Source organism: Streptomyces olivochromogenes (assembly GCF_001514115.1).
GTDB lineage: Bacteria > Actinomycetota > Actinomycetes > Streptomycetales > Streptomycetaceae > Streptomyces > Streptomyces olivochromogenes.
Map to the genome: position 1 here is coordinate 397,257 of NZ_KQ948451.1, position 14,253 is coordinate 411,509.

The 14,253-nt window shown below is 68.5% G+C and carries 7 protein-coding genes and 1 pseudogene; 2 read left to right on the forward strand and 6 right to left on the reverse strand.

Annotation, left to right across the window (positions count from 1 at the left end; genetic code table 11):
• Nucleotides 1–38 precede the first annotated feature (38 nt).
• The 5 genes from AQJ27_RS01880 to AQJ27_RS01900 form a co-directional block, all read right to left on the reverse strand.
• A complete protein-coding gene (locus AQJ27_RS01880; RefSeq protein ID WP_067360573.1) occupies nucleotides 39–2,012 on the reverse strand; it encodes a glycoside hydrolase family 99 protein in 1,974 nt (657 codons plus the stop codon).
• A gap of 109 nt (nucleotides 2,013–2,121) precedes the next feature.
• Nucleotides 2,122–5,682 (reverse strand): choice-of-anchor D domain-containing protein, encoded by a 3,561-nt coding sequence (locus AQJ27_RS01885; protein WP_067360577.1) that lies wholly within the window; start codon nucleotides 5,680–5,682, stop codon nucleotides 2,122–2,124.
• 293 nt (nucleotides 5,683–5,975) lie between these two features.
• A complete protein-coding gene (locus tag AQJ27_RS01890) occupies nucleotides 5,976–9,122 on the reverse strand; it encodes a discoidin domain-containing protein (RefSeq protein WP_079064730.1) in 3,147 nt (1,048 codons plus the stop codon).
• A gap of 426 nt (nucleotides 9,123–9,548) precedes the next feature.
• A complete protein-coding gene (locus AQJ27_RS01895; RefSeq protein WP_067360580.1) occupies nucleotides 9,549–10,568 on the reverse strand; it encodes an aldo/keto reductase in 1,020 nt (339 codons plus the stop codon).
• A gap of 28 nt (nucleotides 10,569–10,596) precedes the next feature.
• The gene (locus tag AQJ27_RS01900) at nucleotides 10,597–11,493 is read right to left on the reverse strand and encodes a helix-turn-helix transcriptional regulator (RefSeq protein ID WP_067360583.1); all 897 of its coding nucleotides are present in this window, start codon (nucleotides 11,491–11,493) and stop codon (nucleotides 10,597–10,599) included.
• Between the two features lie 244 nt (nucleotides 11,494–11,737).
• Between AQJ27_RS01900 and AQJ27_RS57815 the strand changes: the two genes are divergently transcribed.
• Both AQJ27_RS57815 and AQJ27_RS01910 read left to right on the forward strand, forming a co-directional pair.
• On the forward strand, nucleotides 11,738–12,295 hold the full coding sequence (locus AQJ27_RS57815) for an MFS transporter (RefSeq protein ID WP_067360586.1): 558 nt from the start codon (nucleotides 11,738–11,740) through the stop codon (nucleotides 12,293–12,295).
• Nucleotides 12,295–13,179, forward strand: coding sequence for an aldo/keto reductase (locus tag AQJ27_RS01910; protein ID WP_067360589.1), 885 nt, complete (start codon nucleotides 12,295–12,297; stop codon nucleotides 13,177–13,179). Before AQJ27_RS57815 ends, AQJ27_RS01910 begins: the two co-directional genes overlap by 1 nt.
• Before the next feature lie 238 nt (nucleotides 13,180–13,417).
• Here AQJ27_RS01910 and AQJ27_RS58375 read toward each other — a convergent pair.
• Nucleotides 13,418–13,846 (reverse strand): annotated as a pseudogene (locus AQJ27_RS58375) (carbohydrate binding domain-containing protein); the annotation flags it as partial.
• Nucleotides 13,847–14,253 lie beyond the last annotated feature (407 nt).

Genomic DNA, 14,253 nt, shown 5'->3' on the forward strand with positions numbered 1-14,253 from the left:
CGCCAGCAACGCTGAACGGCGGTCGGGCCCTCTGTTCGTCAGACGCCGAAGACCTGGAACTCCGAGACCTGCCCGGCCGGCCAGCCGTTGTTGGCGGTGAAGGTGAGTCGTACGTAGCGGGTGGTGACGGTGGAGGGGAGCGTGAGGGTCGCGGTGTTGCCGGTCGCCGGGTCGAAGGTGTAGCCCGCCGGGGCAAGGAGTTGGGTGGAGGTGCCGGCGTCCGTGCCGCCCTGGACGGAGATGGTCTGGGTACGGGTGGCCCAGGCGGTGGCCGGGGGCAGGCGGAGGACGATCCGTTTGACGCCGGTCGTGGCGCCCAGATCGACCTGGACCCACTGCGGGAAGGCGTTGTTGGCGGACTCCCAGTAGGTGTTGGTGTCGCCGTCGGTCGCGTTGCCCGAGGCGTATGTCTGGGTGTGGCTGCTCTCCGAGGTGGGGCGGTGGAGGGCGAGGTTGGTGGTACTGGAAGGGGGGTCGGTGGTGACGGTGACCTGGTTGGAGGGCTGCGACACGTTTCCCGCCGCGTCGAGGGCGACGACGTCGAAGGCGTAAGCGGTGGATGCGCCAAGTCCGGTGACGGTGAAGGAGGTTGCGCTGGTGCTACCCACCTGTGTGCTGGTCGAGCCGGACACCTGCAGGACGCGATAGCCGGTCACGCCGACGTTGTCGGTCGACGTGTTCCAGGCCAGCGAGACGGAGTTGCTGGTGTGCCCGGTGACGGTCAGGGCACCCGGCGCGGCGGGCGGTGTGGTGTCGCCGCCGGTGGGGACGGTCGGCTGGGTGGGACGAGTGGCGGTCAGCGCGATCTGGCCCTTGAGCATGCGGCCGCCGTCGCCGGTCAGGCGCAGGTAGTAGTCGGAGGAGCAGGCGGTGCCGTCCTCGTCGAGGGCGAGGAATCCGGAGTTGGTGGGCACCCATGCCTGGGTCTCGGCGGTCTTGGCGATCTGATTGCCCTCGTTGTACTCGTCGAACATCGAGATGTAGATGCCCTGCACCCCGGCCCGCACCACGTTGTAGAACTGCCGCCACATGAAGTCGCCGTGCGCGCGCTGCCGACCGGAGACGTCGCCGGGCAGGACGCAGGGCTGGTAGTCGATGCCGTTGGCGTTGCAGTCCGCCTGGTCGGGGACGGTGTAGGTGGTGTAGGCGTTGTCGGCCTCGGTCACATTGCCGATGGCGCCGACCATCCACGGCGAGATCATGTTGAAGGCGTGGTAGACGCCCAGGAAGCCGGGCTGCGATCCCCCGGTCCCGGTCCGCCATTCGCGCGGGACGCCGCCGATGACGTAACACCCCTGGCCCTTGAACCAGTTGACGACGTCGAGGCAGGCGTCAGGGGTGAAGGGGTGGTTGGGGTCGTTGAAGCCGAACCCCCAGATGCAGACGACCGGCTTGCCGTTCTGCTTCGCGTACGCCGAGGACGCGGTGTGCGCGGACATCTTGTTCGTCCAGTCCGTCTTGATCTCGGACTGCATGTTCGTCCAGTTGGAGACGTCGTACATGATGTAGAACTTCCGGCCGTACGACTCGGCGGCGCTGCGCACCTTGGTCGCCATGGCGTCGCGGGTGGGGCCCTCACCGCCGGTGGGGTTGAAGCGTTGCAGGGCGGCCGTGTCGATGCTGTTCTGCTGCATCCACAGGAAGTGGGTGTTCACCGTCTGCTGGTCGTACGAGGAGAACAGCTTGGCGGGCTGGCCGTTGCCCAGGGCGGCGTACGACGTCTGGTACGTGTTGGTGTACTCACGCACATCGGGCCAGCAGCTGATGCCGGTGTTGGTCGGGGACGGCGGCTGGCCCCAGTTCTGGGTCCAGTGCCACCAGCCGTTGATGGGCGCGCCGTCGCCGATGCAGGCGAACCAGCCCTGGTAGCCGACGGTGATCTTGCCGACCACGTCGCCCGGCGGGCTCGCCGCCGACGCGGTCGGGGCGAGTACGGTCTCGGTCGCTCCCACGGTTCCCACCGCGGTGGCCGCGATCGCCACCCTTAAGAAGACTCTGCGTGTGACACCCATCTGGACTCCTCTGGGCTCCTCTGGACTTCTCTGGACTTCTCTGGACTCCGCTTCGGTGGGTGCCGCCGAGCGCGCTCACGCTCGCGCTCGGCGGCACCATCGGGTCGCTTCAGGTGTTCCAGACCTGGAACTCCGAGATCTGACCGGCCGGCCAGCCGTTGTTCGCCGTGATGTTCACCCGGATGTATCGCTGGGTGGTCGCGGTGAACGTGATGGTGACCGTGTTGTTGGTGGTGAGGTCGAAGGTGTACGCGGCCGACGACTTGATGGTGGTGAAGGCGGCGCCGTCGGTGCTGCCCGACAGGGACAGCGTCTGGTTACGGGCGCCCCAGCCGGCCGGGAGCTGGAGGACGACTCGGCCGGCGCTCTGCGCGGAACCGAGGTCCACCTGCACCCACTGCGGGAAGGCGTTGTTGGCGCTCTCCCAGTAGCTGCCCTGGTTGCCGTCCGTCACGTTCGACGACGCGTACACGTCGGTGTGGCTGGACTCGGTGGTGGGCTTCCCTGCCGCCAGGTTCTGGTTTGCCGCGCCGGCCCCGATGCCCGTCAGCGCGACCGTGGTCGTGCCGTTCGACGCGTTGCTGGCGACGCTGAGGTCACCGGTGCGGGTGCCGGACGCGGTGGGCCTGAACGTGACGTCCACCGTGCAGGAGGCGCCCGCCGCGATCGACGTCCCGCAGGTGTTCGTCTGCGAGAAGTCGCCCGTGACGGTGATGCCGGAGACCGTCGCGGCCGCGGTACCGGTGTTGGTCACCGTAACCGTCCGGGCGCTGCTGGTGGTGTTGAGCGCCTGGCTGGGGAACGACAGCGACGTCGGGTCGGCCGACAGGGTCGCCGGCGAGGAGCCACCGCTGCTGGGGAACACCTGGAGGGCCGACAACTGGGCCGCGTTCCAGCCCGTGTTGGCGGTGATGTTCACCCGCACGTATCTCGCGGTGGCGGCGTTGAACGTGATGGTCGCCGTGTTGTTGTTGGCGTTCGGGTCGAAGGTGTACCCGGCCGAGGCCTTGATCGTCGAGAAGTTGGATCCGTCCGTGGATCCCTGCACCGACAGGGTCTGTGTGCGAGCCGACCATGCCGTCGCCGGCGGGAGCTTGAGCACGACCTTGCCGACGCTGAAGTTCTGGCCGAGGTCGACCTGGGCCCATTGCGGGAACGAGCCGTTCACGCTCTCCCAGTACGTCGACGCGTCCGGGTCGGTGAGGTTCGAGGGGACGTACGGACTGCTGCTCGAACTCGCCGACGCCGGCCGTCCGGCGGCGATGTCGGTACTGCTGTCGATGCCGCTGCCGGACAGGGAGACGGTGGTCGGGCTGTTGTTGGCGTTGCTGGTAACGGTCAGGTTGCCGGTGCGCGTTCCGCCCGCGGTGGGCTTGAACCCGACGCTCACGGTGCAGGACGCGCCGACCGCGAGGGTGGAGCAGTTGTTGGTCTGGCTGAAGTCACCGGAGGCCGAGACTCCCGAGACGGTCGCCGACGCGGTGCCCGAGTTCGTCACCTTCACCGTCTGCGCGGTGGCCGACGAGCCGACCACCGTGCCGTCGAAGGACAGACTCGCCGGGTCGGTGTTCAGCACCGGGCCCGGCGCGGTGCCGGTACCGGAGAGGCTGACCGTGTTGGTGGTCCCGCCCGCGTTGACGGTCAGCGCACCGCTACGGTTGCCGGTCGCGGTCGGCGCGAACTTCACGCTGACGGTGCACGAGCCGTTCGCCGCGATCGACGAGCCGCATGTGTTGGTCTGGGAGTAGTCGCCGCTGGTGGAGATCGACGAGACGGACGCGGCGGTGTTGGTCGGGTTGGAGACCGTCACGGTCTGTGCGTCGCTTGTCGAACCGGTCGCGACCGAACCGAAGTTCAGCGCACCGGGGGTGGCCGTCACGCCTTCGGACGGGTAAGGCGGGAAGACCGGAGCCGGCCAACCGCCGCAGTACGGCGTGCCGCTGATGCCGGAGTTGCCGCCGCCGTCGGTGACGACGAAGTTGCCGCCCGAGCAGTTGTACACCGGGGACGAGTAGCCGACGCCGGTAGCCGTGACATTGGTGAACTTCGCGGCGCCGCCGGTCTGTTCCTGCAGGGCGAAGGTTCCGGTTCCGGCGATGGTCACGTTGTTGAGGTTGACACCGCTGATGGTGCCCTCGACCCACTGGACCGCCTCGTACGGACTCTGCTGGATCAGCGCGTTGGTCACGTTGATCGGGCCGGTGATCGCGCCCTGGCTGCCGTCGAACCACAGTGCGCCGACCCCGAACTGCCAGTTGGGGTCGAGGCTGCCGGCCCGGATCATGGTGTTGTCGGAGATCGTGGTGAGCCCGACCGGCGTCGACGTGAAGCGCTGCCCCACGTGGATGCCGCCGCCCTGGGCGAGGCCGGTGTCCACCACCCGGTTGCCGCTGACGGTGTTGTCGTGGCCGCCGTAGATCGCGATGGCGTTCGCGAGGATCTGCAGGGACACGGTGTTGTTCGAGATCGTGTCGTTGGCGTCGGCGCCGATGCCTGAGTCCGCCCAGGTGGCGATGCCGTCGTCGCCGGTGTTGCGGATGTCGCTGTTGGTCACCTTCGAGTTGGTGACGGCGCCGTGGAAGTTGATGCCGTCCGCGGTGGTGTCACGGATGCGCATGCCGGTGAACGTCAGCCCGTCCATCGGCCCGTCCATCCAGGCGCCGACCTTCATGTGGTCGATCCACAGGCTGGAGACGGTCGAGTCGCTCATCGCGCCGCCGATGCCGTTGACCTGGGCGCTGTCGTCGCGTTCCTGCACATTGCCGAAGATCGCGAAGTTCTGCAGGCGCACGTTGGTGCTGGCCGAGGGTGCGGAGTTGCCGTAGAAGCCGGGGGCCGTGCCGGTGACCGTCGAGTACCACATGCCGGCGCCGGCGATCGTGACGTTGTTGACGCTGATGTGGCCGGGGATGTTGTAGCTGCCCGGCGGGATCCACACGGTGCCGCCGGGGCCTGCCGAGCTGATCGCGGCGTTGAACGCGCTGGTCGCGTCGGCCACACCGGTCGAGTCGGCGCCCTTGCTGGTCACCGACACCGACCCCGACGGTGCGGTCAGGGCGGCGCCGACCTGCTCGAAGTCGGCGAAGTCGATCGTGTACGAGGAGGCGGTGTCCCCCGCGTCGACCTGCAGCTTGAAGGTCGTCCCCGCCGGATACGTGGTGGAGAACAGGCGGTGGGCCTCGTCGTAGAAGTGGTGCGGGTTGCTGCCCGGCGTGTTGGTGAAGGGGTAGCTGCCGTAGTACCAGCTGTAGGCGTTCGTCAGGGTGAAGTCGGGCTGCTTGACGCCGTTGACGTACAGAGACAGCGCGGCGGTGTAGACCGAGCCGTTCGACGTGTCGGGGATGCTGTACCGGAAGTTGATCGAGTTGGTCGCCACCGGCGTGGTGAACGTGACGTACTTGCCGGTGCCCTGCAGCGTCGTCGCCTTGCGGTACGACGCCTCGTCGGCCAACTGGCCCTGGGTGTAACTCGGGCCGATGGAGGTGCCGTTGGTGACGGAGTTCTCCGCCTGCACCTCGACGTACGGCAGGCTCGCGCCGCTGCCGCCAGTGGCGGCGGCCGCCGCCCAGGCGGGTTGGACGGCCAGAGCGATGACGCCGACGGCAGCCACCATCGCGGTGCTGACCACCCAGACGAGGGCTCGTCTCAGATCTCGGATGGAATGGAACACGTGCCACTCCTTTCATCACGAAATGCCGGAACTGTGCCGCTGACACCGCCAGGGAGGGAGGGACGGGGCTCAAAGGGAGAGGGGGGAGACAGGAGGCGGTAACGACGCGTGGGGGACCGTAATATCCTCGACATGGTCACGCAAGAACTAGACAGAACATTGCAACAATAAAAATTCAGCCTGCAAGATCTAATGTGCCGTCTTGAGGCTGCGGCCGGCACCGGGCCGCGGAGGCCGCACACATGGCGGTGCCGCCGGACGGAGTGTCCGGCGGCACCGTGGGGAAGCTGGGGTCAGGAGGCCCAGATCTCGAACTCTGAGACCTGGCCCGCGGGCCAGCCGTCGTTGGCGGTGACGGTGACGCGGAAGTAACGCTGGGTGGCGGCGGGGAAGGTGAGCGTGACGGTGTTCTTGGTGTTCGGGTCGAAGGTGTAGGCGGCCGAGGACTTCAGCGTGGTGAAGGTGGTGCCGTCGGCGCTGCCGCCGAGGGTCAGGGTCTGGGTGCGGGCGCCCCAGGTGGCGGGCAGTTGCAGGACCACGCGGGAGGCGCTCCGGGCCGAACCCAGGTCGACCTGGACCCACTGCGGAAACCTGTTGTTGGCGCTTTCCCAGTAGGAGCCCTGGTTGCCGTCCGTCACGTTCGACGACGGGTATACGTCCGTGTGGCTGGACTCGCTGGTGGGCTTGCCGGCGGCGAGGTTGGTCCCGGTGGTGTCGGTGCCGGTGCCCGACAGGGCCACCGTGGTGGGGTTGTTGGACTGGTTGCCGGTCAGAGTGAGGGTGCCGGTACGGGAGCCTGACGCGGTGGGTCTGAAGGTGACGGAGACCGTGCAGCTCGCGCCGGCGGCCAGCGAGGTACCGCAGGTGTTGGCCTGGGCGAAGTCACCGCCGGCGGTGACCCCGGTGATCGAGGCGGTGGCGGTACCGGAGTTGGTGACGGTGACGGTCCGCGCGGCGCTGGTCGTGTTCACCGCCTGGTCGGCGAAGGTCAGTGATCCCGGAGACGCGGTCAGGGTGGCCCGCGGTGAGCCGCTCCCCGCGGCAAAGGCGAGGTAGTTGATGTTCCAGCCACCGGCGTCCTGATGGAGTGTCAGAATCTGTCGGCCGGCGGGCAGGGTCACGTGGGTGGTCGCGGTGCCCCAGGTCTGCCAGTCGCCGGTGGCGGGCAGGTCGACGGCTCCGGTGAGGTCGGTGCCGGAGGCGTCCGAGAGGTGCAGCGCGCCGGTCACCGCGGACGGGGCCGCGACGCGGAGGTCGAGGGTGTAGGTGCCGGCCGTGGCGACGTCCACCGTGTAGCGGAACCACTGTCCGGCGCCGGTCCAGCCCAGGTCGTAACCGCCGCCGGTGTCCGAGGTGTTGTCCAGGTCGACGCCGTCGGCGCGGTAGGAGTTGGCGTTGCCGTTGACGGAGGTGACGTTGTACCCGACCCCTTGGCCACCCGTGTCGTAGTTCTCCGCCTGGACCGTGCCGGGCACGGCGGCCGGAGTGCCACCGTAGGGGCCCTCGGGAGCGGGCGGCGGCCAGTGGTTGTCGCTCAGCGTCGCGACGAACCCGGTGGAGTTGTTGACGAAGGCCGAGGTGCCGGGGTCGAGCCCGGTGACCGTGTTGCCGGTGATCGTCGCGGAGCCGGTGGGCGCGGGGTAGAACGACGGCGAGATCGCGATGCCGTTGCGGCCGGGGTCGTTGACGGTGTTGTCCTGCAGCAGCGTGTTGGTCGAGGTGGAGAAGCCGATCCCGTCGTAGAGGGAGTCGGTGACGGTGTTGCCGGTCACCGTGACCTTGTCGACGATCCCGGTGTTCTGTCCGTCGCCGCCATTGCCGATGTGCAGGGCGGGCTGGCCCTGGCTGTAGGCGTTGCCGCCGGAGCGGACCACGGTGTTGCCCGTGACGGTCGCGGACAGCAGGTCGCTGCCGTTGACACCGAAGCGCCCGGCGCCCAGACCGATGTAACGGGCCGTGTCGCTGATGTAGTTGTTCTTGACCTGGTGGCCGCTGCCGCCGTAGATCCCGACCCCCTTGCCACCCCACGGCGCGATCGAGGTGTTGTCGCTGACGGTGACATTGGTCATCGGGTGGTAGAAGGTCTGGGAACCGTCGCCGTTGGTGTTGTAGTTCACCGAGTTGATGGCGATCGCGTCGTCCCCGGTGCCGCGGACGAAGTTGTCGGTGACCGTCAGGTTGTTCCCGGTGTCCGCGCCCAGCGACACGTTGTTGACGTTGATCCCGTCCGCCCAGATCGACGTCAGCCTGCTGTTCTGCACCGTCCCGCCGGTGCCGGAGGCCCAGAAGCCCGACATGGTGTGCTGGGTCCAGATGCCGTCGGCCAGCCAGTTGGTGCCGGTGGTGTCCATCGCGCCGCCGTCCCCGCCGATGGTGCTCCGGCTGACGGCGTTGGCGTCGATGTGGAAGTTACGCACAGTGCAGGAGGTCAGGTCGAACAGGGCCGCCAGCGGCGTGCTGTTGGGGACCGGGACGTCACGGTAGACCGTGCTGTACCAAAGGCCCGCGCCCGCGATGGTGATCCCCTGCGCGTTGAGTCCCGCGGTGCCCTTCACGTAGAAGGTGCCCTGCGGAATCCACAGAGTCTTTCCCTGCGACTGCGCCTGGTCGATGCAGCTCTGGATGGCGGCCCGGCTGTCCACCGACTGGCTGTCGGCCGCGCCGTTGGTCGGGTTGTCGTCCGCCACCGCGCCGCAACTCGTGATCGAGATCGAGTTCGCCGGCTGCGTCTGCGGCGCCGGCGGGTTCTCCACGTCGAGGGAATCCACGTCGTAGAAGGACGCGCTGTTGTCGGAGTCCTTCCGCAGCGAGAACGTGGCGCCCGCCGGGATCGGGGAGCCGGTGACGAAGGTGTGCGACTCGTCCCAGAAGACCCTCGGGTCGCCGTCGGCCGGGTTCTGGTTGTCGCTCGTGTTGTAGTTGCCGTTGCCCTCGTACACCCAGCTCTGCCGCGAGTTGAGGTTCAGCGCCTGCCGGAACACTCCGTTGACATACAGGTTCAGCGTCCCGGTGGAACCACCGCCGGATGCCGAATCCGGGATGCTCGCGCGGACGTTGAGGAAGGAGATCGGCTGCCCGGTGGTGTTGGTCCACTGCACCGACTGGCCCGTGCCGCCCAGGTGGACATAGGAATGGCCCGAAGCCTCCAGGGTGGCGCTCGAGTACTGCGTCGTAGGCGCCGAGGTCAGCGACCGGACGGCCGCGCCCCCGCCCGGCGTTCCCGCCTCGGCCTCGTAGACCGAGAACGGCGTCGTCGCACCCACCGCCGCGCTCGCTGCCGCTTGCGCCTGCCGGGGAGTGGGGGCCGTCGCGCCGGCCCGGAGCGCCTTGGACGGCGGCGCCTCCTGGGCGGCGGCGGCCGGTAAGACGGACACGCACATCGCGCCGACCGCGGCGACGACGGCCACCGCCAGTCGCCGGGGTCTGGGGATCGTCAGCATCTGATGCTCCTTCAAGGAGTGCGGGAAACCGGCGCCCCGACCGTACAGAGCCCCCATCCGCCCCGCTAGATTCCGACGAAGTAAAGAATGAGCCACGCAAGCGATTGCAAGTTTCTTGCTGAAGTCCGCAAATATCGGATGGTGTGCGAAAACCCTCGGCGCCTTGCCGGTTCCGACCCGACGGCTCAACGCGTAGCCGACACTGGACCGCGCGGACGGTCAGAACCGTGATGACGCCTGGTCGGCAAGCCCCCATCGAGACACACCCGGCCGGCCCGGCACCAGCCACGCACCGTCCCCGGCCAGCGGTCGACACAGCGTGAGCAAGACACCCCGGTCACAGATTGGACCGTCGGTCCGCCCTGTTTGTTCTGTGTGATCGCGGGCGGGGTGCTCACCGCCCGGGACTCGCCGAGCTGACTCTCGTCAGCGACGCCGCTGGTCGGCCCGCAGTTCGAAGTCGCCGTAGCTGTTGTCGACCGGGTTGACCGTGACCCCGGGGGCGACGATCTCGTCGATGGCGTCCAGCATGTCGGAAGACAGCGTGACGTCGGCGGCGGGCAAGAACGCCTCCAGCTGCTCCATGGTGCGCGGACCGATGATCGCCGAGGTGACGCCGGGGTGGTTGATGACGAAGGCGACGGCCAACTCGATCAAGGTGAGACCGGCCTTCCCCGCCAGGACCGCGAGCTGCTCGACCGCGTCGAGCTTGCGCTGGTTGGCCGGAGTGCTCATGTCGAACCGGGCCTGGGGGCGCGCCGCCGAAGCCGGACCCTCGAAGGCGTTCTTGCGATAGCGGCCGGAGAGCCAGCCGCCGGAGAGCGGGCTGTAGGTGAGGGTACCCATGCCGTGACGGCGCACGGTGGGAAGCACGTCCTCCTCGATGCCCCGGACCAGGATCGAGTACGGCGGCTGCTCGGTCACGAAGCGTTCGAGGTGGCGCTCCCGTGAGACCCACTGGGCCTCGACGATCTGGGAGCCGGAGTAGGAGGAGGACCCTATGTAGCGGATCTTGCCCTGGTGCACGAGGTCGGAGAGGGCGCCGAGGGTTTCGGCGACGTCCGTGTCCGGGCTGGGGCGGTGGACCTGGTAGAGGTCGATGTGATCGGTGCCCAGGCGGCGCAGGGAGTTCTCGACCTCGCGGATGATCCAACGTCGCGAGCCGCCCCGCTGGTTGGGGTCGTTCTGGTCCATCGGCATGAAGAACTTCGTCGCCAGGAACACGTCGTCGCGGCGGTCCTTGAGCGCCTTGCCGACGATCTCCTCCGAGACGCCTGCGGAGTACACGTCGGCGGTGTCGACGAAGTTGATGCCCGCCTCGAGGGCGCGGTGGATGATCCGGATCGAGTCGGCTTCGTCCTCGTTGCCCCAGGGGCCGAACATCATCGCGCCCAGGCAGAGCGGGCTGACCTGGACGCCGGTACGGCCGAGCGGTCGGTACTGCATGAAGGTGTTCTCCTCGATCGTGTGGTGGTCAGTCGTTCGCGGCGGGAACGACGGTGCCGGTGCCGGCCCAACTGGCGAGCATGCCCAGGGCTTCTCGTTCCCGGGAGTCCGGTTCGGGGGTGTAGAAGTTGAGGCGGAGGCCCGGGTCGGCCGGCAGGTCCATCGCCTCGTAGGGCAGCGCGAGATCGCCGACCAGCGGATGGTGCAGGTTCTTGACGCCAGAGCGGTGGAACTTCACGTCGTGGCGGGCCCAGCGGCGGGCGAAGTCGTCACTTTTGGTCGTCAGCTCCCCGATCAGATCGGTCAGCGCCTTGTCGTGGGGCGCCCGGCCTGTCTCCGTGCGCAGGAAGGCGACCGCGTCGTTCGCGCCCTTTTCCCAGTCGATCCAGAATTCCTGGCTGGCGGGGTCGAGGAACATGAAGCGGGCGCTGTTGACCGGGCCGCGCCGGGCGAACAGCGGCGAGTCGAAAACGGGTGCGTACAGCGCGCGTCCCAGCGTGTTGGCGGCCAGGATGTCGAAGCGGGCGTTGCGCACATAGGCCGGCACGTCGGTCATCGAGTCGAGCAGCCGCAGGATCGTGGGCCGCACCCGCGACGCGGTCACCGTGGGGCGCCGGCCAGACGGTGTCGCCGCGCGGGCCAGGTCGTACAGGTGGGTGCGTTCGGCCTCGTCGAGCTGCAGCGCGTGCGCGAGGGCGTCCAGCACCGAGTCCGATGCGCCGGTGAGATTCCCGCGCTCGAGCCGGATGTAGTAGTCCACGCTCATGCCCGCGAGCAGGGCGACCTCCTCGCGGCGAAGGCCGGCGACGCGGCGGTTGCCCCCGTAGACCGGCAGCCCGGCCTGCTCCGGGGTGATCCGGGCCCGCCGGGTGCTCAGAAACTCGCGTACGTCGGCGGCCAGAGCCTTCTTGTCACTGTCAGCCATGCTCAGGCCCTGGGAGCTTTCGCGGTGGCGGTGAGGGCGGACATCGGGTGGCTCCTTGTGATCGTCGTGAGTTCTGTGCCGGTCTCCTCACGGTAGGTCCGCCGGTGAGCGCCTGCGAGGTACTGCCATTACCTGGAAGAGCAGTGACTCCCACCCGCGCGCCGAGGCGCGGTTCTCTGGACAAGGCCGAGGACCCGGCCGACCACGACTGGGTCCGGATCAGAGACCGACCTGAGGGAGCACCGTGCACACAGCGCCCTGGTCCGGAACCGGCGACGTCCACTCCGGGCGTACGGCCGACCCGCACACTCAGGGAGCCGCCGAACCGCCCGGTGCCCTGATGACCACCGCCGCTCCGCGTCCGCCGACACACCAGGCAGCGCGGTTCCACAAGGCCCCGGTCCATGCGACGCTGATGCTCGCGATCATCTGCGTCAGCTATTTCATGGTCATCCTGGACAATTCGATCGTGTTCACCGGGCTGCCGCAGATCCGATCCGACATGGGCTTCTCCGAGACCGGCCTGTCCTGGACCACCAACGCCTACGTCCTGGTCTTCGGCGGACCGCTCCTCATCGGGGCCCGAGCCGGTGACCTGTTCGGACACCGCACGGTGTTCCTGTTCACCCTGATCGTCTTCTCCTTGGCCGCAACCGTCTCCACCGGCCATGCGGCCGCCGCCATCGCGGCCCGCTCCGGCGCCGCCCTGACCGGCTCCGCCGTCCTGCTCGCCCTGGCGGTACTGGCCGTCCTGACCCTCATCGTGCCCTCCCGGGCCACCCGCACCGAAAGGTTCCTGTGATGCAGACCCTCACCCTCAACAACGGCGTCCAGATGCCCGCCCTCGGACTCGGTGTCTTCCAGACCCCGCCGGACGAGACCCGCGCCGCCGTCACGGCCGCGCTCGACCTCGGCTACCGGCACATCGACAGCGCCGCCGCGTACGGCAACGAACGCGAGGTCGGCCAGGCCATCCGCGACTCCCGCGTGCCCCGCGACGAGATCTTCGTCGAGACGAAGATCTGGATCAGCGACTACGGCTACGACCAGACCCTGCACGGCTTCGACAAGAGCGCCACCAAGCTCGGCGTCGACCGGATCGACCTGCTCATCCTCCACCAGGCTCTCCCCTCGGACTTCGACAAGACCCTCGCCGCCTACCGCGCCCTGGAGAAGCTCCTGGCCGACGGCAAGGTCCGCGCCATCGGCGTAAGCAACTTCATGGTCGACCACCTGACCGCGCTCCTCGACGCCACCACCGTCGTCCCTGCCGTCAACCAGCTGGAGATCCACCCCTACTTCCAGCAGCGCGCCGTCCTCGACTTCGATGACGAGCACGGCATCCTCAACCAGGCGTGGTCTCCCATCGGCGGCATCACCTTCTACCCGGGGTACGGCGAGAACCGCAGGAGCGTCCTGGAGGACTCCGTCGTCACCGGCATCGCCGAAGCGCACGGCAAGAGCCCGGCCCAGGTGCTGCTCCGCTGGGGCCTCCAGCACGGCCGCTCCGTGATCCCCAAGTCGACCAAGCGCCACCGCATCGCCGAGAACGTCGACGTCTTCGACTTCGCGCTCACCGCGGACGAGGTGAAGGCCCTCGACGCTTTGGAGACCGGTCGGCGCGGCGGCCCCGAGCCTGAGAACATCACCCTCGCGAACTATGGCCGTGCCATCCCCGAAGCCTGACATCACCTCTTACCCACGCACAGGAATGACCGTGTCCACCACTGTCAACGCGTTCGCCGCCCACGAAGCCGGTCGGCCGCCCGCTCGATCAGTGTGTCGTCCAGCCTATTGCGGCCCCGCAATGACTCGGGCGGCAGCCGCTCAACCAACTTCCCCTCGGTACAGGACAGTTCATGGCGAAGTATCACCCGTCCGTGATCCAACACGCAGGATCACTTGATGACGGGCTCTACGTGTGACCGCCGCCACCGGGCCCGTTCAGGGTGATGTCGTCGGCGTAGTAGCTGCCCTGTGCGTACCAGCCGTGCACGTAGATCGTCGCGCTGGTCTGGGAGGCGCCTGTGGTGAAGGAGACGGTCAGTGGGCTGTATCCGGAGGGGGAAGTGGTCCAGGTGGAGACGCCGCCGTTCACGCCCAGGTAGACGTAGGAGCCGCGGACCCAGCCGCTGAGTGAGTAGGTGGCGTTCGGCCGTACCGCGACGGTCTGATTGCACTGCGCGGTACCGCTCGAACTCACCCCTCCCTGGAGGGCTTTGGAGCCCGCGTGGACGGGGGAGGAAACGATCGAGCCCGGGTTGCCGGCGCAGCTCCACGGCGAGAGGCCGCCCGACTCAAAGCCGGGGTTGGTCAGGACGCCGGCCGCCCCGATCACGCCCGGGGCGGCCGATGTCGGGGCGGCCGGCGCGCTCGCCGAGGGAGCGGTCGGGGTGGCCTTGACAGGGCTGGGGATCAGGAGAGAGCAGCCGAAGCCGACGACGGCCGCCGCGACGACCGCGATCACCACGGCCGCCCGGCGCTGTCCGGGCCCCAGGCGCGGGCGGTCTACGGGACGCGGCAGGCGGGTGTCGCCGTCGGGTGCGGGGAGTTCCTCCGTGTTGCCGCCGGGGACAGGCGGGAGTTCCTCTGTCTCGCCGTCGGTCGGGGTGTGAGGGACGGGTGCGGCCACGGCTACGTGGCTGCGGTAGTCCTTGTCCTGGCGTATGTCGTCGAGCAGCTGGGCCAGCGCGTCGGTGCGGCGCGGGCGCAGCACGCGGATGGGCTCCAGCAGGGTGCGGTCGTCCGGTGCGTCGGACG